General features: G+C 64.5%; 19 protein-coding genes and 2 tRNA genes. 12 read left to right on the top strand and 9 right to left on the bottom strand.

Features of this window, described 5'->3' with window-relative positions; genetic code table 11:
- Positions 1-58: 58 nt before the first annotated feature.
- A complete protein-coding gene (locus BLQ71_RS04855; RefSeq protein ID WP_074620902.1) occupies positions 59-1,240 on the top strand; it encodes a vWA domain-containing protein in 1,182 nt (393 codons plus the stop codon).
- 78 nt (positions 1,241-1,318) lie between these two features.
- Here BLQ71_RS04855 and BLQ71_RS04850 read toward each other — a convergent pair whose 3' ends face one another.
- Positions 1,319-2,389 carry a tetratricopeptide repeat protein gene (locus BLQ71_RS04850; RefSeq protein WP_074620901.1) on the bottom strand — a complete coding sequence of 357 codons (1,071 nt, stop codon included), beginning with the start codon at positions 2,387-2,389 and terminating at the stop codon, positions 1,319-1,321.
- A 307-nt stretch (positions 2,390-2,696) separates the two neighbouring features.
- Between BLQ71_RS04850 and BLQ71_RS04845 the strand changes: the two genes are divergently transcribed.
- Entirely contained in the window at positions 2,697-4,217 is a 1,521-nt protein-coding gene (locus tag BLQ71_RS04845) for a hypothetical protein (RefSeq protein ID WP_074620900.1), read from the top strand.
- Positions 4,218-4,408: 191 nt separating this feature from the next.
- Here BLQ71_RS04845 and BLQ71_RS04840 read toward each other — a convergent pair whose 3' ends face one another.
- The 5 genes from BLQ71_RS04840 to BLQ71_RS04820 form a co-directional block, all read right to left on the bottom strand.
- Positions 4,409-5,404 carry an SUMF1/EgtB/PvdO family nonheme iron enzyme gene (locus BLQ71_RS04840; protein WP_074620899.1) on the bottom strand — a complete coding sequence of 332 codons (996 nt, stop codon included), beginning with the start codon at positions 5,402-5,404 and terminating at the stop codon, positions 4,409-4,411.
- Positions 5,405-5,409: 5 nt separating this feature from the next.
- A complete protein-coding gene (locus tag BLQ71_RS04835) occupies positions 5,410-7,161 on the bottom strand; it encodes a hypothetical protein (RefSeq protein ID WP_088702294.1) in 1,752 nt (583 codons plus the stop codon).
- Between the two features lie 307 nt (positions 7,162-7,468).
- A tRNA-Val gene (locus BLQ71_RS04830) sits at positions 7,469-7,544 on the bottom strand.
- Between the two features lie 28 nt (positions 7,545-7,572).
- Positions 7,573-8,079 (bottom strand): redox-sensitive transcriptional activator SoxR, encoded by a 507-nt coding sequence (gene soxR, locus BLQ71_RS04825; RefSeq protein ID WP_254780696.1) that lies wholly within the window; start codon positions 8,077-8,079, stop codon positions 7,573-7,575.
- Between the two features lie 460 nt (positions 8,080-8,539).
- Positions 8,540-8,614 (bottom strand) — tRNA-Val (locus tag BLQ71_RS04820).
- A gap of 213 nt (positions 8,615-8,827) precedes the next feature.
- On the opposite strand from BLQ71_RS04820, the gene BLQ71_RS04815 reads away from it, so the two are divergent.
- Together BLQ71_RS04815 and BLQ71_RS04810 are read left to right on the top strand one after the other, a co-directional pair.
- Entirely contained in the window at positions 8,828-9,019 is a 192-nt protein-coding gene (locus BLQ71_RS04815; RefSeq protein ID WP_043143672.1) for a hypothetical protein, read from the top strand.
- 313 nt (positions 9,020-9,332) lie between these two features.
- The gene (locus tag BLQ71_RS04810; RefSeq protein ID WP_043143669.1) at positions 9,333-9,581 is read left to right on the top strand and encodes a hypothetical protein; all 249 of its coding nucleotides are present in this window, start codon (positions 9,333-9,335) and stop codon (positions 9,579-9,581) included.
- Between the two features lie 85 nt (positions 9,582-9,666).
- Here BLQ71_RS04810 and lon read toward each other — a convergent pair whose 3' ends face one another.
- Positions 9,667-12,078: an endopeptidase La gene (gene lon, locus BLQ71_RS04805; protein ID WP_069211610.1), complete on the bottom strand. Its 2,412-nt coding sequence runs from the start codon at positions 12,076-12,078 to the stop codon at positions 9,667-9,669.
- Between the two features lie 363 nt (positions 12,079-12,441).
- On the opposite strand from lon, the gene BLQ71_RS04800 reads away from it, so the two are divergent.
- The 5 genes from BLQ71_RS04800 to BLQ71_RS04780 all read left to right on the top strand — a co-directional run bounded on the left by BLQ71_RS04800 (position 12,442) and on the right by BLQ71_RS04780 (position 16,440).
- Positions 12,442-12,966: a hypothetical protein gene (locus BLQ71_RS04800; RefSeq protein ID WP_069211609.1), complete on the top strand. Its 525-nt coding sequence runs from the start codon at positions 12,442-12,444 to the stop codon at positions 12,964-12,966.
- Positions 12,963-13,388, top strand: coding sequence for a hypothetical protein (locus BLQ71_RS04795; protein ID WP_074620898.1), 426 nt, complete (start codon positions 12,963-12,965; stop codon positions 13,386-13,388). Before BLQ71_RS04800 ends, BLQ71_RS04795 begins: the two co-directional genes overlap by 4 nt.
- 225 nt (positions 13,389-13,613) lie before the next feature.
- A complete protein-coding gene (locus BLQ71_RS04790) occupies positions 13,614-14,831 on the top strand; it encodes an NAD-dependent epimerase/dehydratase family protein (RefSeq protein WP_074620897.1) in 1,218 nt (405 codons plus the stop codon).
- Positions 14,828-15,622, top strand: coding sequence for a glycosyltransferase (locus tag BLQ71_RS04785; RefSeq protein ID WP_074620896.1), 795 nt, complete (start codon positions 14,828-14,830; stop codon positions 15,620-15,622). Before BLQ71_RS04790 ends, BLQ71_RS04785 begins: the two co-directional genes overlap by 4 nt.
- Positions 15,619-16,440, top strand: a complete 822-nt coding sequence (locus BLQ71_RS04780; protein WP_074620895.1) for an NAD-dependent epimerase/dehydratase family protein — start codon at positions 15,619-15,621, stop codon at positions 16,438-16,440. The genes BLQ71_RS04785 and BLQ71_RS04780 overlap by 4 nt, the downstream gene beginning before the upstream one ends.
- Positions 16,441-16,481: 41 nt before the next feature.
- Here the strand turns inward: BLQ71_RS04780 and tgt are convergent, their stop codons facing one another.
- A complete protein-coding gene (gene tgt / locus BLQ71_RS04775) occupies positions 16,482-17,609 on the bottom strand; it encodes a tRNA guanosine(34) transglycosylase Tgt (protein WP_074620894.1) in 1,128 nt (375 codons plus the stop codon).
- A 104-nt stretch (positions 17,610-17,713) separates the two neighbouring features.
- Between tgt and BLQ71_RS04770 the strand changes: the two genes are divergently transcribed.
- The 3 genes from BLQ71_RS04770 (at position 17,714) to BLQ71_RS04760 (ending at position 21,979) form a co-directional block, all read left to right on the top strand.
- Positions 17,714-19,441: a glycosyltransferase family 2 protein gene (locus tag BLQ71_RS04770; protein ID WP_074620893.1), complete on the top strand. Its 1,728-nt coding sequence runs from the start codon at positions 17,714-17,716 to the stop codon at positions 19,439-19,441.
- The gene (locus BLQ71_RS04765; RefSeq protein WP_074620892.1) at positions 19,438-20,388 is read left to right on the top strand and encodes a glycosyltransferase family 2 protein; all 951 of its coding nucleotides are present in this window, start codon (positions 19,438-19,440) and stop codon (positions 20,386-20,388) included. Before BLQ71_RS04770 ends, BLQ71_RS04765 begins: the two co-directional genes overlap by 4 nt.
- 199 nt (positions 20,389-20,587) lie before the next feature.
- Positions 20,588-21,979, top strand: coding sequence for a DEAD/DEAH box helicase (locus BLQ71_RS04760; protein ID WP_074620891.1), 1,392 nt, complete (start codon positions 20,588-20,590; stop codon positions 21,977-21,979).
- A gap of 46 nt (positions 21,980-22,025) precedes the next feature.
- On the opposite strand, the gene BLQ71_RS04755 is transcribed toward BLQ71_RS04760, so the two are convergent.
- Positions 22,026-22,721 (bottom strand): hypothetical protein, encoded by a 696-nt coding sequence (locus BLQ71_RS04755; protein ID WP_074620890.1) that lies wholly within the window; start codon positions 22,719-22,721, stop codon positions 22,026-22,028.
- Positions 22,722-22,769: the final 48 nt, after the last annotated feature.

Below are 22,769 nucleotides of genomic sequence, written 5' to 3'. Positions count from 1 at the left end.
CCGAACTGCCGTCCCGTACCCCATTTCCATGCCCGGCAAATCGGGATAGCGTCGCGCCATGTTCGTACCCTTCTTCGAAACCCTCCGGAAATCCGGTGTTCCGGTCACGCTGCGCGAATATCTGACCTTTCTCGAAGGATTGCGCGCGGGCCTCGCCACCTATGACGTTGAAGCCTTCTACTTTCTGGCGCGCAGCGCGATGGTCAAGGACGAGCGGCATCTCGACCGGTTCGACCGCGCCTTCGCAACCGCCTTCAAGGGACTGGACCAGATCAGCGCCGAAGAAGTCTTTGAGGCGGTCAACCTGCCCGCCGACTGGCTGAAGAAACAAGCCGAAAAGCACCTGACCGAGGAAGAGCGCGCACAGATTGAGGCGCTTGGCGGCTTCGACAAGCTGATGGAGACGCTCAAGGAGCGGCTGAAGGAACAGCAGGGTCGCCACCAGGGCGGCAACAAGTGGATCGGCACGGCCGGCACCTCGCCCTTCGGCGCCTATGGCTACAATCCCGAAGGCGTGCGCATCGGACAGGACGAAAGCCGCCACCAGCGGGCGGTCAAGGTCTGGGACAAGCGGGAGTTCCGCAACCTCGACGACTCGGTCGAGCTGGGCACGCGCAACATCAAGGTGGCGCTGAAACGGCTGCGCCGCTGGGTGCGCCAGGGCGCCGAGGAAGAACTGGACCTCAACGGCACCATCCGCGCGACCGCCGAACACGGCTATCTTGACGTGGTCACCCAGCCGGAACGGCACAACGCGGTCAAGGTGCTGCTGTTTCTCGACGTGGGCGGCTCGATGGACCCGTTCATCAAGGTGGTCGAAGAGCTGTTCTCTGCCGCGCGGTCCGAGTTCAAGCACCTCGAACACTACTATTTCCACAACTGCCTGTACGAAGGTGTCTGGCGCGACAATTCACGGCGCTGGGATGGGCAGACCCCCACATGGGAGGTGCTCAACACCTACGGGCCGGACTACAAGTGCATCTTTGTCGGCGATGCCTCGATGTCACCCTATGAGATTGCCTATCCCGGCGGCGCCAATGAACATTGGAACGCCGAGGCCGGGCAGGTCTGGCTGCAACGGGCGCGTGACCAGTGGCACGATCACCTCTGGATCAACCCGGTGCCCGAGAAGCATTGGCAATACACGCAGTCGATCACCATGATCCGCGAGATATTCGAGGACCGCATGGTGCCGATGACGCTGGAAGGGATCGACCGGGGCGTGCGCCTGCTGGGCTGACGTTCCACGAATGAGCCCGTCCCGGGCTTGACCCGGGACCTCCTGCCAGTCTGGCAGACGGCCCCGGATATGCCCAGGTCACTGGGTTGCAAGCCCCCGTGCCGCACGCAGCGTCCCCGGGCCGACCTTGGCATCCAGCGCACCGTCATAAAGCCCGCGTTCCTGCAGGATCCGCTGGAAAGCCAGTGCCGTGTCCCGGTCCCAGGCGACGGCGCGGCCATCCACCCGGCCCCGGATCTCGTTGACCGAAACCTGACCCGACTCCAGCGCCTGGACATAGAGCGAAGCCGCCTGTTCGGGGTCGTAGTCCACCCCCTCGCCGCGTTCATAGAGGAATCCCAGCGCGTTGATCGCCGCCGGGTCGCCGCCCTGGGCCGACCGCCGGATCAGCGCCGCGCGCTGTGCCGGATCAGTGACCGGGCCATCCTCGGAATAAAGCTGAGACAGGGCCCGCGCCGCATCCTCGTTGCCCTGTTTCGAGGCCAGCTCGAGCATTTCGGCCGCCTTGACCACGTCGGGCAGGCCCAGTTCCTCGGCCAGGCCGCGCGGCAGGCTGCGCGGGTTCATGTAGATCGAGGCGAGACGCAGCTGGGCAAAGTGATAGCCCCCATCCGCGGCCTCCTGCAGCAGGCCGACCATCTGGCGGAAGTCGCGCGAGGTTCCGCGCCCCAGCCCGCTCATCATGCCAAGAGTGGCCTTTGCCGGAAGATCGCCGGCATCCGCAGCCGCGCGATATTCGGCGATGGCCCGGTCCAGATCCTCGGACACGTCGCCGGTGCCGAAGTTGAAATAATCACCCAACTTGGTGCGCGCGGCTGCCACCCCGGCCTCTGCAGCCAGTTCGAAGGTTTCCAGCGCCAGGGCATGTTCACCATCGGCTTGCATCAGAACGGCCACCTGGAACAGCGCCTCGGGATCAGGGTTGGCCCCGATGACCGCCCGTTCGCAGGCAGCGCGGGCGGAACGCAGCGCGCGGAAGTAATCGCTGACCGCCTGCTTGCTGACCGGCGCCTCGGCCGTGGCCGGACCCGCCAGTTCGCGGCACAGCCGGGCCGCATCTTCCGCACCGGCAGCCTGCGCCGGAGCAGCCAGCGGCATCAGCGCCGCAGCAAGAATCACTTTGGTAAGGTCTCGTGTCGAACGGATCATCCGCGCGTTCCTTTCAACTTTTCGACGTTATTTTCGCAAATGACCTGCGGGCTGTTGCCCAGATGCAAGTCCTCGCGGAAATCCGCCACCTGTTGCCGAAGCAGTTTGACTAAAATCCAGAGATACTCTTTCATTCCAATTGGATGAGATCAAACCCTATCAACGGACACATCGGTGCATGATCCGCTTTGCGGCCTTGCAGCCACAGGATGGTTGCGGGCCGGGTTGGCGAGTTCCCGCCCAAGGCGGGCCATGCCGTGCGCATCGTCATTGTTCGCTTAACGCTTCGCGACTAGGAGGCAGCGTCATGATGCAGGCACACTCCTCCGATTTTGAAATCGCCGCCGAACACAAGGGCTGGTTATCCAGACTTGATTCCGCCGCACGCCGTCCCGGCCTCGTTGCCGCCGCACTGGGCTTTGCTGCCCTGAACGCGGCTGCGGCCGTGACCGTTCTTGTCATGATGCCCGACGATCAGGGCCCGACAGCGGCACCCGCGACACCGGTCATGGTGAGCAAGCTGGCCCCGACGGTCGTGCCTGCCCCGGCCGCCGAGCCCCGGCACGCGGCCCTGAGCGAGGTGGTCCACCGTTTGCCACGCGCACAGACCTGGCACCCGCCTCACCAGCTGCCTGTCGGGCGCGACCATTCTGCCGCGCCGGACATCGCGCGCAGCGCCCCCGGCGGGCTTGCCGCGCCACGCGCCGACGGCCTGCCGACACCGGAACTGGACAGTGCACCGCTGGCGCTGGCCTCCTTGCCGCGCGACGTCACCCCGGAGCCGGACAAGGAAGTGCTGAAGTCTTCCTTGGTGCCGCAGATCGCGACACTGGGGACGATCCGCCCCCGCGCCCGCCCCGAACTGGACATTCCCGAGGTCCCCGAGACCATCCAGGTTGCGGTGTCGCTGCGTCCGAAACTGCGTCCGGAGGGTTTGAAACTGCCCGAACCCAGCATCGACCGCACACCCGAAGCAGAGGCGCCGACCGCCACGCTGGCCGCCCTGCCGCGCGCCATCGAACGCCCGGTGTCCGGCGCGACCTGCAACACCCGCCTGACCCGCGCCATGCCGAACCGCCGTGGTTCGGCGAAAGGCGGCGACGCGGTCATGGCCGGCCTGATGCGCACCAGCGGCACCGAGCGCGACCGCCTTGTCGCGCGTGAAATTCTTGCCGGAAACATGCCCTCGTTCCTCCAGGACCTGGTGCCTGTCGAAGTCTCGGGCCGCGCACGCGATGGCTCGCCGATCCGGATCACATTCTGCGCGACGCCCGATTACCTGGCCGTCGGCAGTGACCGCGATTTCGTGCGCGTGCCGATGGGCCTGCCCGCCGCGATGCAGATCGCCGGGCGCTTTGACATGATGCTCCCGACGCGCCGCATGGTGGACCAGATCTACCGCGCCGCCGACACCCGCGTGGCACCGAAGCCGATGACCCCGGGTCCGCAGATGTCCTCGACCGACTATCTCGTGCGCCACAACCGCACCGTCGAAGGCCAGTTGCGCGGAGCCTCCGTCGCCGGCCACCTGACCTCGGGCCACAAGAAGGACCTGGTGCTGACCAACCGGCTGAGCAGCAACCGTGGCCGCGTGGCGATCTATGGCTGGCACCGGACCAACGGCAAGGCGATCCAGCCGCTGAGCACCGTGCACGGCGCCACCTACGCCGACTACAGCCACGGTGTTCGCCTGATCAGCCAGACCGCCTATCTGAACGGACGCCCCGTGCGCCTGGCCGACCTGATGGCGGACCCGGACTACGCATCGCTGATCAGCGACGAAGGCCCGATCCGCGCCGCGCAGCTGCAGGTCGCAAGCGCCAACTGAGACCCGGCCCGTTCGCGGACGTGAACCAATAAAGAGGGGGCGCTGCCCCCTCTTGGCCTTCGGCCAATTCACCCCCGGGGTATTTTTGCCAAGAAGAAACTCGATAGGGGCGTATCGGGCCGCACCGGACATGAAGAAACGCCGCCGGGCGATGGGCCGGACGGCGTTTCCTGTTTCGGTGTACGGAAGCGTCAGTTCACGTCCTTGAAGCAGCGGAAGCCGAGGTGGTAGTTATGGTGGCTGCCCTGCGCCAGCACGCGTGAGCCATGCCAGTAAGGCGCGCGCCAACGGCTCCAATGGGTATGGGCACGTACCGTGTCCCAGATGAACCAGCTGCCCTTCATCTCGGTCACGCCCAGCTTGCGGCTGCCGCGGCTGGCCATCTGGTCGGCTGCCAGCGGCAGGTTCATGTGCTCGGCCGCGTTGCCGTCGATGTCGTAGACGCCAAGTGGGCTCTTGCAGTTCGGGAAGCTGCCCGCCGGATAGGTGTTGGACCCGCAGCCGGTAAAGCTGCCGCCATTGCAACCGCCGGACTTGAAGCTGCCAGTCGCGCAGACGCCGCTTTTCCAGGTCGGGCCGATGCTGTAGCGGGCGCTGGACTGGTACTTGCGGTTATGGGCCGCGCGGGCGGCCTGCACGCTCATGCCAAAGAAATAGTCCGGCGGGTTCAGCGCCCCGTGCGAGGCGCCTTCCCATTCATGCGCGTCGCCGATGCGTTTGCCCTCGGCCCAGCACAGTTCCGCCGCTTCGCGGGCACGCACCCAGGTCACCGGATAGGCCAAAGGTACGTTCGGCCATTCGAACATGTCGGCGCAGACCTTGGCGTCCTCTGGCTGCTCTGTTGCCGGATCGTAGAGCGGCGCCATGTACTTCTCGCCGCAGATCTTCTCGAACCGCTTGTTGCGGTAGAACTCCAGCGCCGGGGCGGGCAAGCGCGCCTGCGCCTGTTCCGGAGTCAGCGGATGACGCGTCACCGCAGGGTTGCCCTGCCCGATCCAGCGCGAGCCGGCAAAGATCTGGCGGATGCGCTGGATCTCGGCATTGGTGACGCCCCGCGCCGCCTGCATCTGGCGAAACATCGCCTCGTTGTTCTGTTGCAGGGTCTGGGCGGCGCCTTCGGATGCGCCGATCAGCCCCGCCAGCACGACCCCCAGGGCCGCTCCGATCACCTTGCGCCTTGTCGTCATGTCGCTCACTTCCTCAACAGGTAGATGAAGTCACGGTTGTCCGCGAAGCCCACGAACCGCGGGATCGGCGTGCCGTCGCGGCGGCGGTCGTCGATCGAGGCCATTCCGCTGACCAGGTGATGCGGCACCACGGTGCCGTCCTCCTGGGTGTAGACGGCCGCATAGGTGTGTTCCTGCGAATTCATATCCAGAAGCATCGCGTAGTCGCAGCCATAGGCCTGGAAGGTCCGCGCCATCGCGGACGGCGTCGCGGTCGAGAAATAGGCATAGATCAGGAACTTGCGCCCGGCGGCGGTCTTCATGCAGGCGCCGCCGCGCAGGGTGCGCAGCTTGGCGTCCGCGTCGCCGGACCAGTTGCCGCCCATCCAGCTGCGCACCTGGCTGCCGGGCACCCCCTCGCCGGTGGCGGGGTCCGGTTCGATCAGGGGCACGCCGTTCTGGCGGGCAAAGCGGATCCGCGGCAGGAGTTTTTCATCCTCGCGCGTCCATTTGCGCATGTCGATGGTGCCGTCATCCATGACGAGAATGGTCACAAGGTCCGGCTGCAGCTTGGAGAAGACCACGCCTTCACTGATGAACCCATAGTGGTGGCCGTAGTTGGTATAGGCCTTTTCCGTGAGGCGCCAGGCGCCGTGGCTGCGCTTGAACCCGGCGGCGAAGGTGCCCACCACGCGGTCGGTCTTGGCCGGGGACAGCATGCCCGAGCGCACCAGCGGCGTGGAGTCGTCGATGCCGTCGGGACCGGGTGTGCGATAGTTGCGCCCTGCCCCCGAAGGCCGGGGCGACCAGCCCAGGCGGGGGTGTTCGGTGCCCAGCTCGTAGCCCAGTTCGAACTGTTCCAGATCGAAGGCCATCATGTAGACGTCGGCGCCGCGCTCTACACCGTCCAGCCCATGCGTCTCTCCCGGTCGGCTGAGGATCTCACCCGAGATCATGCCGGGCTTCATCGCGCTGGCATAGACACCGGGCACGTCCTTGATGGCGTACCAGCTGCCCGCCTCGACGCGGCCGCCCTCGGCGCCTTCGAGATCGAAGTTGAAGCTGGCGCGGAAGACCGGCGCATTGTCCAGCTTGGCCTTGCCTAGTGCCTTGACCGTCTCGCCCGCATCCGCGCCCTCGACCACGGGGCCGGAGTTCATGAAGGCATCCTCGTAGAAGGAGCCCTTGATCATGTTCACGATGCTTTCGCCGAAGACGACGTTGTCGCGCAGGAATTCCGCCACTGCCTCGCGGTTGGTGGAGTTGCCTCGCACCTGGTTGCGCAGGAACACGCGTTCCTCGCAGATCGGCGCGAAAGGCAGCCCGCGATACTGCGCCTCGTCCAGCTCGGGGCTGCGGCCCGACCAAGGGGCGCAGCGGTATTCGGTCGCCTCGCCGGTGATGACCAGTTCGGGCTCGGCCCCGCCCGCCAGCGCCATGACCGAATGTTCCGGATCGGCCAGTTCCAGGTGGAACTGCCGCGTGCTGGACCAGAATCCCTCGGAGCTGACGGTCAGAACATACCAGGAGTTGATGCCCGGGTTCAGCGAGACCAGCTCATAGCTGGTACCGTCGGCCCCCTGGGCGGTCTGGGTGGTGCGGAAGGGTTGCAGTTCGAGAATGCTCTTGGTGCGGTCCTCGTTGTACTGCTGCATCTGAAGCGCGCGCGTCTGCGGATCCAGCACACCACCGGCCTCTGCCAGTGCGGGCGCGGTGTGCAGGGTGGCGGCGGAAATGGCCGCCACCGCGGTGGCGCTGATAAAGCTCTTGGGTCGCACGATTATCCTCTCGCGTTGTCCCGGGAAAGCGGACTGCCGCCTTCAAAGGAAATGAACAATTGTCTCCGTACCCCGCCTGGCTGGACAATCATCCGGCAGCGCCGGGCGGGCGCGGACAGTCAAAGTTACAAATGACAATTTTGAGTGTGTGAAAGCAACCCTCGCGGAACAGCTCGCGAGGATGTTATGCACAGCCGCCACAGGGGGCACCCAGGCGGCGTCCAATCCAACCGGGACCGCGACATTGTAAGCCGTTGGAAAACACCCCAGCCCGATCCGGGGCCAAAGCCGTGCATCCTGAGGGAAATGGTGGGTGATGAGAGACTCGAACTCCCGACATCTTCGGTGTAAACGAAGCGCTCTACCAACTGAGCTAATCACCCGGCAGAAGGCGATTTAGCGAAGGAATGCTCAGGGCGCAAGTGGGTCCGGTGGCGCTTCGCGTTCTTCCTCTTCTCCCAGCCAGCGGCGTGGGCCTGAACCGTTGTCCCCCAGGCGATCCTGCGGGTTGTAGAGCGGGCAATTTTCCAACGACAGACAGCCGCATCCCATGCAGTGATCCAGTTGCCCCCGCAACCGCGCCAGCAGCTCCATCCGGCGGTCGATCTCTTCGCGCCAGATCTCGGACACGCCCTGCCAGTCGGCCTTGCGTACCGCCCCGCCCGAGGGCACCTGGGCCAGCACCTCGCGCACCTGGGCAAGCGGAATGCCAAGGGTCTGGGCAATCCGGATCACCGCCACCCGGCGCAGCTCTCGCCGGTCATAGCGGCGGTGGTTGGCCTCTGTCCGCCAGCTTTGGATCAGCCCCTCGGCCTCGTAGTAGTGCAGGGTCGACACCGCCACCCCCGCGCGGCGCGCCATTTCCCCGACCGTCAGATCATTGCTGCGCATGCGACGCGGGCCACGTGTTCCGGACATTCTTCTTGACCTCAAGTACACTTGAGGAAGCAGCTTAGGGAAACAAACCGAATCTGCAAGGAGAACCTGAATGTCCGCCCAAGCCCTCAGAGACATCGACGAAAGACGCCGCTCGCGCCGGCGCCCCGCCCGCTGGCGCGACCGGTTGGCCCGTCTGTTCCACCGTGGCACAAACCGCCGCAGGCAAGCGCGGTTGCGCGCTGATCCCCATCTTTTGCGGGATGTCGGTCTGCGGCCCGAGGACGTCGAGCAAGGGGGCCGGTCATGAGAGCTTTTCTGGCCCGCCTCATGGCCCCTGCCCCACGCTGCGGCGCATTGTGCCAACAAGTACAGGAGGAACTCTCCGCGATGCGCCTTTCCGACAGCCTGCACGCCCTGTCCGACCGGCAACGATACCGGTGAACGGACAGGGTCTGAAACGAAGAAAGCGCGCCTTTCGGGGCGCGCTTTCCGGAAAACCTGGTGGGTGATGAGAGATTTGAACTCCCGACATCTTCGATGTGAACGAAGCGCTCTACCACTGAGCTAATCACCCGGTGGCGGACCTATTACCGGCAAGCGCAGCCCTGCGCAAGAGGCTTGGCCCGCAAAAAATGCCCCACTTGCAGCCACCCCGGACCGCGTGCCCAGAGCGGCAGCATCAGCACAGTCGATGCGCGAAAACAACAGGGTGCCTGTGGGTTGCTTGACTTGCAACGAATCTCCAAGGCAGGGTTTTTCTATCTGCCACTTGGGTTTGGAGACTCACATGAAAAAGACGATTGCTGCCGCAAGTCTTCTGATCGCTGCAACGACCACCACGTCGATCGCCGGAAGCTATGAAACCCCCTATGTCGCGCCGCCGGTTGTCGTCGAAGAGACGCAACAGACCAGCAGCAGCGCCGGCATGCTGCTTGCACTGATGACCATCGTCGTCTTCGGCGTGGCCGCCAGCCAGTAAGGCACTTTCGGCCCGGGCGCCATGTCCGGTCGATCGGACCCCCTGAGCATATCGCGGGGTCCTGGCCCGGGGACGCGGGGACGAAACCGAACCCATCACGGGACCAACCGGGGACAAGGGCCTCGCAGCCAGGCTGCGGGGTCCTTTTCCATTTGGCGACAGGTGGGATGTTGCATCTTGGTCGCGACCAGGCGGCTGGCACGCTTTCCCCTCTTGCCCCAGCGTCAAGGAGGCGCAAACTATCCACAGCGTCTTCGGGCGCATTGGTTGCGTAAACGGTTGACTGTCTACTGCACCAATCACGGGGGATAAGATGAAGAAACTCGTACTCACCACCGCCTTGTGCCTGTCGGTGGCCAATGCGGCCTTTGCTGATGGCAAACCCGCACCCAAGATGAGCCCGGAGCAACTGCGCAACGACATGATCGTCTCTTCGCAGAGCGCCGAGCTGACAACAGCCTCGTCCGGCGCGGCATTGCTGATTCCGCTGATGCTGTTGATTGTCGTCGCGGCGGCGGTCAGTTCTGGCAGTGGCGGTCACCACTACCACTACTATCACTGACTGTCGGGCATAGCCCTGATCACAAGACAAAACGCGCGGTGGTGACCCACCGCGCGTTCCCGTTTTCAGACCTCGCGACCGATGATCAGTGCGCGGTTGCGCCTGCCACCGAATCCTCGGCCTTCTTGGCCGATGCCGCGGCGGCCGCTTCCTCGGCCTCCTCGTCCCATTCCACCGGCTCGGGCTTGCCGACCAGTGCAATGTCCAGCACCTCGGAGACGTGCTTGACCGGGATGATTTCCAGCCCGTCCTTCACGTTGTCCGGCAGTTCGGCCAGATCCTTCTCGTTCTCCTCGGGGATGAGAACGGTCTTGATCCCGCCGCGCAGGGCTGCCAGCAGCTTTTCCTTAAGACCGCCGATGGGCATGGCGTTGCCGCGCAAACTGACTTCCCCCGTCATGGCGATGTCCTTGCGGATCGGGATGCCGGTAAGGACCGACACGATGGAGGTCACCATCGCCAGACCGGCCGAGGGCCCGTCCTTGGGTGTGGCGCCATCGGGCACGTGGACGTGAATGTCCATCTTGTCGAACTTCGGCGGCTTCACCCCGATCTCCGGCGCGATGGAACGCACGTAGGAAGAGGCCGCGTCGATCGACTCCTTCATCACGTCGCCCAGTTTGCCGGTGGTCTTCATCCGGCCCTTGCCCGGCAGCTTCAGCGCCTCGATGTGCAAGAGATCCCCACCAACCGAGGTATAGGCCAGCCCGGTGACGACACCGATCTGGTTTTCATCCTCGGCCAGGCCATAGCGGAATTTCCGCACGCCCAGGAAATCGTCGAGGTTGTCAGAGGTCACTTCGACCACCTCGGCCTCTTTCTTGACGATCTTGGTCACGGCCTTCCGCGCGCATTTGGCGATCTCGCGCTCGAGGTTCCGCACACCGGCCTCGCGGGTGTAGTACCGCACCATGTCGGTCAGCGCGCCGTCGGTGATAGAGAACTCCTTGGCCTTCAGCCCGTGGTTCTTGACCTGCTTGTCCAGCAGGTGCCGCCGGGCGATCTCGATCTTCTCGTCCTCGGTGTAACCCGAGAGCGGGATGATCTCCATCCGGTCGAGGAGCGGCCCAGGCATGTTGTAGCTGTTGGCCGTGGTCACGAACATGACGTTCGACAGGTCGTATTCCACCTCAAGGTAGTGGTCCACGAACGTCCCGTTCTGTTCGGGATCCAGCACCTCCAGCATCGCGCTGGCCGGGTCGCCACGGAAGTCCTGCCCCATCTTGTCGATCTCGTCGAGCAGGATGAGCGGGTTCGTGGTCTTGGCCTTTTTCAGCGCCTGGATGATCTTGCCCGGCATGGAGCCGATGTAGGTCCGACGGTGGCCACGGATCTCGGATTCGTCACGCACGCCGCCCAGCGAGATGCGGATGAATTCGCGTCCCGTGGCCTTGGCAACCGATTTCCCCAGCGAGGTCTTGCCGACACCCGGAGGGCCGACGAGGCAGAGGATCGGGCCCTTGAGCTTTTTCGAGCGCGCCTGCACGGCGAGATACTCGACGATCCGTTCCTTGACCTTCTCGAGGCTGTAGTGGTCGTGATCGAGGATCTCCTGGGCCTTGTTCAGGTCCTTCTTAACGCGGCTTTTGGTGCCCCACGGAATGCTGAGCATCCAGTCGAGGTAGTTGCGCACCACGGTCGCCTCGGCGGACATGGGCGACATGTTCTTGAGCTTCTTCAGCTCGGCGTCGGCTTTTTCCTTGGCTTCCTTCGACAGCTTGGTGCCGGCGATCTTCTCTTCCAGCTCGGCGATTTCGCCTTCGCCGTCCTCGCCATCGCCAAGTTCCTTCTGAATGGCCTTCATCTGCTCATTCAGATAGTACTCGCGCTGGGTCTTCTCCATCTGCGACTTGACGCGGGTCTTGATCTTTTTCTCGACCTGCAGGACCGACAATTCGCCCTGCATCAGGCCATATACCTTTTCCAGCCGCTCGCTGATTGAAAGCGTCTCGAGCAGTTCCTGCTTCTGCTCGACCTCGACCCCCAGGTGCCCGGCAACCAGATCGGCCAGCTGCGCGGCATCATTGGCCTCGCCCACGGCGGACAGGGCCTCTTCGGGGATGTTCTTCTTGATCTTGGCGTAACGCTCGAACTCTTCGGCGACCGTGTGCACCAGCGCCTCGATCGAGGCGGTGTCACCCGGCATCTCGGTCAGGTGCTCGGCCTTGGCCTCGAAGAAGTTCTCGTTTTCAATGTACTCGTCGATGCGCACGCGGCTCTGGCCTTCGACCAGCACCTTGACGGTGCCATCGGGCAGTTTCAGCAGTTGCAGCACGTTGGCCAGCACGCCGGCCTTGTAGATTCCGCTGGTATCCGGATCGTCATCGGACGGGTCGATCTGGCTGGCAAGCAGGATCTGCTTGTCGTCGTTCATCACCTCTTCCAGTGCGCGCACCGACTTCTCGCGCCCCACGAAGAGCGGCACGATCATGTGCGGGAACACGACAATGTCGCGCAGCGGCAGCACCGGGTAGGAAGGATTGAGAGGTTGTTTCATGCTCGTGTCCTGTTCTTGGCAAGACGTCCCTGCCCCGCTTCGCGGCAGCTTGAGGTCGCCTCCGGTCATGAGGGTCAAAGATGGGGTCGCTGCACCGGAATTCAAGCACACGCCCCTGACCCTGGATGGGCAGCATGACCCTACGCCCCCCGGTGTGCAAGCGCCCATCGTGTCCCGATCCTGCGCCACGGCTGCCATCTGCGGTGAATTCCCCGAAAAACGCGGGCCATTCCCAATGCAGGAAACTTTGCCCGTGCCCGGAAGACCACACAGGCCGTCATGCGGACGAAAACTGCGCCGCCAAGCCTCGACGCCAATTGGCGTCACCCCTATGAGCGCCCCACTGCAATTTCAAAGAGCCGAATGACCATGAACATCCGTTTCCTTCCCCTGGCGCTGCCGCTTTTGCTGGCGGCCTGTGTCGAATACGCCGAAGTGAAGACCCCGCCGCAATCCGTCAGCTTTACCGAGAGCCGCGCCCAGGCCGCGGTTCGGGGCTATTCCGAAACCACCTTTCGCAGCTTCCGCAGCACCGAAAAAGGCCGCAAGGACAACCAGGAGCTTGTCGGTGTCCGCTGCAGCCTGACCGGGACCGGATTCAAGGCCGCTTTCGTCACCCCCGCGATCGTCAAGATGCCCGCCTACCAGGGCGCGGCGGATCCGATTGCCGTCACCTGCCGAACCGACAAGGACCGGACTGATAAGACCGTCAAGCCGATCAACATGACGCTGTTGCGGATGAACCAGTCCTCGACAACCTCGGGCGGGATCCTGGGCGTTGCGCTGACCGCCGCCGCCAAGGGCATCGCCAAGGCCGCCCGGGACCCGCTGAAGGATGAGTTCAACTATCCCGTCAATATCCACCTGGTGCTGGGGGTCGAGGATTGATCTCCTCGCGCCTGTCGATCATTGCCGTTGTGTTTGCCCTATCGGCCTGCGCCGCGGACTACGATCCGCCGGCAACGCCAGTGGCGTTGCCACCCGAGCCCGGCAAACCCGTTCTTCAACGTGAAACCGTGACGGTCAGTGCCTTTCTGGTCGGCGCCTCGTCCTCTTTGGCGGAACTGAACACCGCGCGGTGCGAGATCGCGCGCGGAGGGCGGACGGTCACGATCACGACCCCGATGATGCTGTCAATCCCGGTCCATGCCGGTGCGCAGGCGCCGTTGGACATCGACTGCAGTGCACAGATTGGCCCCCGGCTGGCCCGCGCCAAGCTGCGCCACCTGCCCGAAACAGCCAATGCGGACCCGGCGGATACGACGACCCGCCACTATCCCAAGCAGATCGCGATCCGGTTCCGCCAATAGCCCCCGCGCCGCCGCCCGCTCTGCCGGGCGGCGGCGATCCGCCGATATCACCCCTGTATCAATTCCACCTTCCACCATTGAAAACAAAACGTTTTCAAAGAGAAAGGGGTGTTTTCAGGACAGCAATTGTCAAGAAAGCTTCATTTTACTTCCCCGGTTGTGCACCCTAGGGGCAACCGTTAATGCGGCTTCGAGCGCGCGAAGACTTCCATAAGGAGACACCAGATGCGTATCGCGATCCTTGGCGGCGACGGTTTCGTCGGTTGGCCCACCTGCCTGCATCTTTCGGCCCAGGGACACGAGGTGCATATCCTCGACAACCTGTCCCGGCGCTGGATCGACACGGAACTGGGCGTTCAATCGCTGACCCCGATGGATTCGATCCAGGAACGCTGCCGCATCTGGAAAGAAGTCACCGGAGAAACCATTCATTTCCACCTGCTCGACCTCGCCAAGGAATATGAACGCCTGAAACAGTGGCTGGTCGAAATCCGCCCCGAGGCGGTGATCCATTTCGCCGAACAGCGCGCCGCGCCCTATTCGATGAAAACCGACCGCCACAAGGTCTATACCGTCAACAACAACACCAACGCGACGCATAACCTGCTGGCCGCGATGGTGGAATCGGGCATTGACGCGCATCTGGTGCACCTCGGCACGATGGGCGTCTACGGCTACTCCTCGGTCGGTGCGCCGATCCCCGAAGGTTACCTGGACGTGACCATCGACACGCCCGCAGGTCCGAAAGAGCAGGAAATCCTCTACCCGACGCGGCCCGGCTCGGTCTATCACATGACCAAAAGCCTGGATCAGATCCTGTTCCAGTTCTACGCCCAGAACGACGGTTTGCGCATCACCGACCTGCACCAGGGCATCGTCTGGGGCACCCATACCGACCAGACCCGTCGCCATGAACAGCTGATCAACCGTTTCGACTATGACGGCGACTATGGCACGGTGCTCAACCGTTTCCTGATCCAGGCCGCCATCGGCTATCCGCTGACGGTGCACGGCACCGGCGGTCAGACCCGCGCCTTTATCCACATCCAGGATTCGGTGCGTTGCATCGAGCTGGCTCTGAAGGACGCACCTGATCGGGGCGACCGCGTCAAGATCTTCAACCAGATGACGGAAACCCACCGCGTCCGCGACCTGGCCGAGAAGGTGGCGGGGCTGACCGGGGCCGAGGTCAAGTACCTGCCCAACCCGCGCAAGGAAGCCCCCGAGAACGACCTGATCGTCAAGAACGACCAGTTCCTGGCCCTGGGCCTGAACCCGACGACGCTGGCCGAAGGTCTTTTGTCCGAGGTCGTGGACGTGGCGAAGAAATACGCGCACCGCATCGACCGGTCGCGCGTTGCCGCGGTTTCGGCCTGGACCAAGGACATCGCGGCCAAGGTCGACCATGACCCCGAAGGCAAGGCACTGCGGTCGGTGTCGTGAAACGTGCCTATGTGACACTGGTGACCAACGCGGATTTCGCGTTGGGCGCCAAGGCCTTGCTGAACTCTCTTATTGCCACCGGGACAACGGCGGAGCGCGTCGTCATGCACACCGGCGGCGTGCCGCCCGAGGCGCTGGCGCCGCTCACCGCCCTTGGCGCGCGGCTGGTGCAAACCGACTTGCTGCCCACGTCGGATGCCTTCAACTCAGCCCATGCGCGCGAGGCCCTGCATGGAGCCGCTCCCTTCACCAAGGGCGAGAAACCTGCCTTTCACACCCCGCTCGACAATTTCTGCAAACTGCGCCTGTGGCAGCTGAGCCATGACCGGGTGGTCTTTCTGGATGCCGACACGCTGGTCCTGCGCAACATCGACAGCCTCTTTGACTATCCGGAATTCTGCGCCGCGCCGAACGTCTACGAAAGCCTCGGTGACTTTCACCGGATGAATTCCGGTGTCTTCACCGCGCGCCCCTCCCAAGCGACCTTCGAGGCGATGATGACCCGGCTCGATACTCCCGGCGCCTTCTGGCGCCGCACCGACCAGACCTTTCTGCAGGATTTCTTTCCCGACTGGCACGGGCTGCCGGTCACCTTCAACACGCTGCAATATGTCTGGTTCAACATGCCCGCGCTCTGGAACTGGGACGCGATCAAGGTCCTGCACTTCCAGTATGAAAAACCTTGGCAGGACCACGCCAAGGCCGACCGTCTGCGCCCGCTGATCGACCTCTGGCACGCCTATGCGGCGGGAGAAACACCCGACCTCGCCGCCCTTCCAAGCCCGACATGATCGCGCTGACCGGCGCCTCGGGCCTTGTGGGCCGGTTCCTGCTGCGTGGTCTGCCCGGCCCGATCACGGTGCTGGGGCGACACGCCCTGCCCGGCCATGCGTTCGGCCCCTGGGATCTCTGCGGCCCGGCGCCCGACCTTAGCGGGATCGACACCCTGATCCACGCGGCCTTCTCTCATGTCCCGGGCCGTTATCGCGGCGGCGAAGGCGACGACCCGCGCGGCTTCCTGCAGTCCAATCTCGACGGCACAAGGCGCCTCTTCGATGCCGCCGCCGAGGCGGGCGTCACGCGTATCCAGTTCCTGTCGTCCCGGGCGGTCTTCGACGGATATCCGGACGATACGCCACTGACCGAAGACACCGCGCCGCAGGCCGCCTCCCTTTATGGACAGGTCAAGGCCGAGGCCGAGGCGCATCTCGCCGCCCTGCCGCTCATCGGGCAGAGCTTGCGCGCCACCGGCATCTATGGCCCCGGCCCGCATCACAAGTGGGAAAGCCTGTTCGCGGACTACCTTGCAGGCCGCCCGATCCCCCCGCGCCGCGGCACGGAATTGCACGGAGCCGATCTCGCCGGGGCCACGCGGCTCTTGCTCCACACGACGGGCATCGGCGCCTTCCACCTCTCGGACATGCTGCTTGACCGCCACGACCTGCTCGGCGAGGTTCAGCAGCTCACCAACTGCCCGCACCCGGTGCCGCCAGTCAGCGACCGCAGGGTCAATCCGTTGATCTGCGATCGCCTGCCCGCCTTGGGATGGCGTCCCGGCGGGCTTGCCCGCCTGCGCGCCGACCTCCCCGCTATGTTACCGCCGCGCTGAACGGCACCATCCTTTGCCGGCATTGTCCCGACACCCGCCCCTCAAAGCGGCGCGATGTCGCCTTCGGCGCGCTTTGCATGGAAATCCGCCTCGAACCCCGCAAAGTCGCCCGCCTCGATGGCGTCGCGCATGCTCTGCATCAGCTCCTGATAATAATGCAGGTTGTGCCAGGTCAGCAGCATCCCCGAGATCATCTCACCCGCGCGGAAGACATGATGCAGGTAGGCGCGCGAATAGCCCCGGCAGGCCGGGCATGTGCAATTCTCGTCCAGCGGTCGCGGATCATCCGCATGCCGCGCGTTCTTGATGTTGACCTGTCCGCGCCGCGTCCAGGCCTGCCCCGTCCGGCCAGAGCGGGACGGCAGCACGCAGTCCATCATGTCGATGCCGCGCTTGACGGCGCCGACGATGTCATCGGGCTTGCCCACGCCCATCAGGTAACGCGGCTTGTCCTCGGGCAGCATGTCCGGCGCAAAATCGAGACAGCCGAACATGGCCTCCTGCCCCTCGCCCACGGCCAGGCCACCCACGGCGTAGCCGTCGAAGCCGATGGCCTTCAGCGCCTCCGCGCTTTCGCCTCGCAGGTCCTCTTCCAGACCACCTTGCTGGATGCCGAAGAGCATGTGCCCCGGCCTGTCGCCAAAGGCCTCGCGCGAGCGCGCCGCCCATCGCATCGACAGGCGCATGGACTGGGTGATCCGGTCACGATCCGCCGGCAGGGCCGGGCACTCGTCAAAGGCCATGACGATGTCCGAACCCAGCAATTTCTGGATCTCCATCGAGCGTTCGGGCGTCAGCATGTGCTTTGAGCCGTCGATATGGCTGCGGAAACTCACGCCTTCCTCGGTCAGCTTGCGCAGCTCCGCCAGGCTCATGACCTGGAACCCGCCGGAATCCGTCAGGATCGGCTTTTCCCAGTTCATGAACTTGTGCAATCCGCCAAGCCGCGCCACCCGTTCGGCCCCTGGGCGCAGCATCAGGTGATAGGTATTGCCCAGCAGGATGTCCGCGCCGGTGGCTGCCACGCTTTCGGGCATCATGCCCTTGACGGTGGCCGCCGTGCCCACGGGCATGAAGGCGGGGGTGCGGATCTCACCGCGCGGGGTGCGGATCACGCCGCGCCGCGCGCGCCCGTCGCGGGCGGTCAACTCGAAGGATGTCTGTGCCATGCGGGCTCCTCTACACGCTTCGACTGCCGGAACAAAGATGCAATCGGCGCCATTTCACCGGCCCGCCTCTTGCCGAGGCACGCGGCCAAAGCCACTGTAGCGGCATGAGCAGGACACCCACCTACAAGGGCGGCATAAAGGCCGTTCTGGACCAGTACGAAGCCCGCCGCGCGCCGCTGCCCGGCGATGGCGGCTTGCCGGCTGCAGACGTCGACCTGGCCGCGCTGGCCGCCTCCCCCGTGGCAGATCCGGCGCAGGGCCCCTTTGCCCCGCCCTTTGCCAATAACCTGCAACGCAAGATCTTTCAGCTGCGCGAGGAACTGCAGGGGCAAAGCGAACTGACCGTGTTGCACGGGCTGACCATCTCGCATCTGCGCAAACGCGCCTGTCCCGACCAGGCCCCGCGCCTGTTCCAACGCATGTGGGCGGAACAGGGCGATCACCTGCTGGGGCAGCTCGACGCGCGCTGGCTGGTCTCTGCCGTGACCACCTTCGGCGATCACGGGGCGACGCCGGTCCAGCGCAGCACCGGACTGGCGCTGACGGCGCTGTTCGGGATGATGAAGCTCTACGAGAGCGAACGGCTTTACAGCGGCAAACCGCCCGAAAAGCCCTTTCCGGTCACGGATCGCATCAAGGCCAAGCTGCCCCTGCAGATGGACAGCTATGCGCTGGTGGGCGGCGGGCTGGACGTGAACCTGATCGCCCGCCTCTGGCAAGAGGCCGAGGGCGACGCGGTGATCCGCCCCCTCGCCCATCACCTGCTGGACCTGCTGATCCACGATCCCGCAGGCGTCTTTCGCCGGCTCGCGGTCATGGCCGCCCGCAAGGAACGGCGGAACCGGCAGGCCGCGCCCCGGAACAACGACGCGCCAGTGCCCGCGCGTCCCCGCAAGACCGCAGAGACGCTGCGCTGGGGCCTGGTCAGCACTGTCAAGGCGCCGCTGCCGCAGATCGCGCGCTTTGCCGCCCATCACATCGACATGGGCGCGCATGCGCTGCACCTCTACTTCGATGCCCCCAATGCGGATGCCGCCGCCTTCCTGGGGCGCCATCCCCGCATCCATGTCACGCAATGCGACGCCGCCTATTGGCAGGCCTCTGGCCGGGACCGCATGGCCCAGCACCAGTTGCGGCAGGCCTTCAATGCCACCCGCACCCTGCGCGACAGCGCCGGGGCGCTGGACTGGCTGGGGCACATCGACCATGACGAGTTCCTGGTCACCAACCGCCCGCTGTCCGAAATCCTGGCCCATGTCCCTCCGGACCGGGCCATCGCCCGCATTCCGCCTGCCGAGGCACTGGCCCGAGAGAACGGACCGCCCCGGCATTTCAAGCTGACGCACAAGCAGGCGGGCATCAAGAAATCCCTGTTGCAGGAAATCTATCCCACCTTCGGCCTGCACCTGTTTGGGGGTTTCCTCAGCCATACCGGCGGCAAGATCTTTGCCCGCCCCGGCATTCCCGACACGCGGCTGGGCATCCATACGCTCAAGTACAAGGGTGAGGACGCCACCAACCGGATCAAACCGGACGGGATCTACCTGGCGCATTTCCACGCCCCGGACTGGGCCCATTTCCGCAGCCACCTCGATTTTCGCCGCGAGAAAGGGTCCTACCGGGCCAATGACGCGCGCCCGGAAATGGGTCAGGGCGAACTGCTGTCCTACCTGCAGGCGCAAGAGGGAGAGGCAGGCCTGCGCGCGTTCTTTGACGAGATCTGTGCCGATACGCCGGAGCTGCGCGACCGCCTGTCGCGGCACGGGATGCTGCTGGCGCATGACTTCGACTTCGACGGTAGTGTCCGGCGCGTCTTCGGGACCCTGCCATGACCCGATGGGGCACCGTCACGACGGTCAAGGCGCCTCTGCGGGCGATCCTGGATTTCGCCGCCTGGCATCTCGAACAAGGGGCGCATCGGCTGTATCTCTACCTCGACGAGGAGGCGCCACGGACCTTTGCAGCACTCAAGGCGCATCCCAAGATCCGCGTGGTCCAGACCGATGACGCCTGGTGGTCGAAACGCAACGGCCGGCCAGAGAAACACCAGGCGCGACAGGCCGCCAACGCGCGCCACGCCAACAACCGCAAGCCAGAGGTCGACTGGCTGGCCCATATCGACGTGGACGAGTTCCTGTTGCCCGCCACGCCGGTGGATGAACAACTGTCCGCCCTGCCCGCAGATGCGCTCTGCGCCCGCATGCGTCCCGTCGAGGCGCTGGCACCGGGCAGCGGCACGATCCCCGGAGAGACCGCCTTCAAGGCCTTCCACCTGGACCAGGCCGCCCGCCAACGGGCTGCGCGGGACTGTTTTCCAACCTGGGGACCGCAGCTGTCGGGCGGGTTCCTCAGCCATGTCGCGGGCAAGCTCTTCTTTCGGGCCGGCACCAAGGGGCTGCAGGTCAGGATTCACAACGTGATCCTGAACGGGGAACAGAACCCTGGGCAGGTCACCCTGCCCGGGATCGAACTGGGCCATTTCCACGCCGACAGCTGGGAGCATTTCCTGGCCTCCTACCGGTTCCGCCTGTCGCGCGGGTCCTACCGCGCAGAATTGAAACCGCAGGTCCGTCAGGCTGGCGCGGTCAACCTGCACGACCTGTTCCAAAGCATCGAGGACGCGGGCGGCGAAACGGCGTTGCGGGCCTTCTTCGACGAGGTCTGCGTGGCGGACCGCAGGCTGTGCGACCGGTTGCAGGCCGAAGGGCTGCTGCGACGCCGGGCGATGGAGCTTGACCAACTGCGCATGCGGCATTTTCCGAGGGTCAATCCGGGGTGACGGCCCCGATTGACCCCGAATTGGGACCGGAATGCGCCACCCTCCGCCACGTCGGTGCAAGCTTTGATTGACGTTTCTATGTGTTTTCACTATGGGATGCGCCACCAAGGGGATGAATGCACTGCCACCGGGCCACACGGGTCCGCTCCCCATCAGACGCGCGGGCCAGGCAAAGTGTCCGCAAACCAATCGGACATAAATGACCAAATTCTCTGATCTGAACCTCAGCCCGAAAGTCCTGAAAGCCGTCGAAGAGGCCGGCTACGAGACACCCACGCCGATCCAGGAAGGCGCGATTCCACACGCGCTCGACGGCAAGGATGTCCTCGGCATCGCCCAGACCGGCACCGGCAAGACCGCAAGTTTCACCCTGCCGATGATCTGCAAGCTGGCCCGAGGCCGCGCCCGCGCCCGGATGCCCCGTTCGCTGGTGCTTTGCCCGACGCGGGAACTGGCCGCGCAAGTGGCGGAGAACTTCGACACCTATTCCAAATACGTCAAGCTGACCAAGGCCCTGCTGATCGGTGGCGTTTCCTTCAAGGAACAGGACCAGCTGATCGACAAGGGTGTCGACGTGCTGATCGCAACCCCGGGCCGCCTGCTGGACCATTTCGAACGCGGCAAGCTGTTGCTGACCGGCATCGAGATCATGGTGGTGGACGAGGCCGACCGGATGCTCGACATGGGGTTCATCCCCGACATCGAGCGCATCTTCTCGCTGACGCCCTTTACCCGCCAGACGCTGTTCTTCTCGGCCACGATGGCGCCCGAGATCGAGCGCATCACCAATACCTTCCTCTCTGCCCCCGCGCGGATCGAGGTAGCCCGCCAGGCCACCGCGTCGGAGACCATCGAACAGGGCGCCGTCGTTTTCAAACCCTCCCGCAAGGACCGCGAAGGCAGCGAGAAACGCAAGGTTCTGCGCGCGCTGATCGACACCGAGGGCGAAGCCTGCACAAACGCCATCATCTTCTGCAACCGCAAGGTCGACGTGGACGTGGTGGCGAAATCTCTCAAGAAATACGGCTACAACGCCTCGCCGATCCACGGTGACCTGGACCAGTCTCAACGCACGAAAACGCTCGATGGATTCCGCAACGGCGACGTGCGCCTGTTGATCGCCTCTGACGTGGCCGCGCGCGGCTTGGACATTCCCGCTGTCAGCCATGTGTTCAACTTCGACGTGCCCAGCCATGCCGAGGACTATGTTCACCGCATCGGCCGCACCGGCCGCGCCGGACGCTCGGGCAAGGCCTTTACCATCTGCACACCGCGCGACGAGAAATATTTCGAGGCCGTCGAAAAGCTGCTGCAGAAAGAGATCCCGCGTCTCGACAACCCCGTGGCCGAAGCACCTGCCCCGGCCCCTGTCGAAGCCAGGGAAGACACCCCCAAGGATGACACCCGCAAGAGCAGCCGCAGCCGCCGTTCTGACAGCGACAAGGGCGACAGCCGCCCGTCGCGGTCCAAGGACAGCGGGCGGTCGTCGGACCGCCGTAGCGGGGGTGGCCGCGACAAGACCGTGGTCGGCATGGGCGACCACATGCCCGAATTCATCGCGCTGAGCTTTGAAGAGCGCCGCGCCAGCTGATCCCTGAAAACCGGGCCACGGCATAGGCCGGGGCCCGGACTGCGCCTCACTCGGGCGCTTCGATCGCTTTCAGACGGTGTTCAATCAGAATCGTGCGCAGTGGATCGTCCTTGCTTGGCGCGCTGCGGTTCACGCTTTTGGATCCGGTCCACCATCCAAGCGCCGGATCGTAGACGAAGGTGAAATCGCCACCGGCCACCCGGTCCGACTGCACCTCCTCGAACGTGTATTTCAGCGTCCAGACCTCGTCTGAGTGTGCCAGCGGGTTGTCTGCGGGCACGCAACAGCTCTGCTCCACTGACATGTGATAGACCGCGTTGAAATCGTCCGAGGCCCAGGTTTCGGTCCAGGTGACACGCTTGCCGTCGACCAGCGGAAAGATCGAACCGCCTGTCTGCTCGGAAACGGTGATCTTTTGCAGCATCTCCATGTCGTCAAACGTATCGGTCCCATAGGTCAGGGAGGGATCGAAACTGCCCGCTTCGGGATAGGCGGCACGGACATATTGAAACAGGCCCCGACGCAGGGAGACCATGCAGAACGTCGGCCCGCGACATTCGGACAAGGCGTTCAGCCCTTCGGGCGCGCGCAACAGCGTCAGCCGCATCTCGTCCCGATCCGGCGTGTCGCCCATCACGGCGGTCATCGTGTCATAGACCAGAACCGTGCCCGGTGCGGGTTCCGCGGTAGCACTGGCGGCGGCAAATAAGGAGAATGCAATCAAGGCGGGTCGAAATGGCATAAAGCGCTCCTGAACAGGTTACGTCAGCAACCTGCCCAAGCCGCCCCT

Origin of the sequence: Antarctobacter albus (assembly GCF_900101505.1) — a bacterium.
GTDB classification, from domain to species: Bacteria; Pseudomonadota; Alphaproteobacteria; order Rhodobacterales; family Rhodobacteraceae; genus Antarctobacter; species Antarctobacter albus.
The sequence above is the reverse complement of the archived record's forward strand: the minus strand, read 5'-3'. Positions and strand labels throughout refer to the sequence as shown.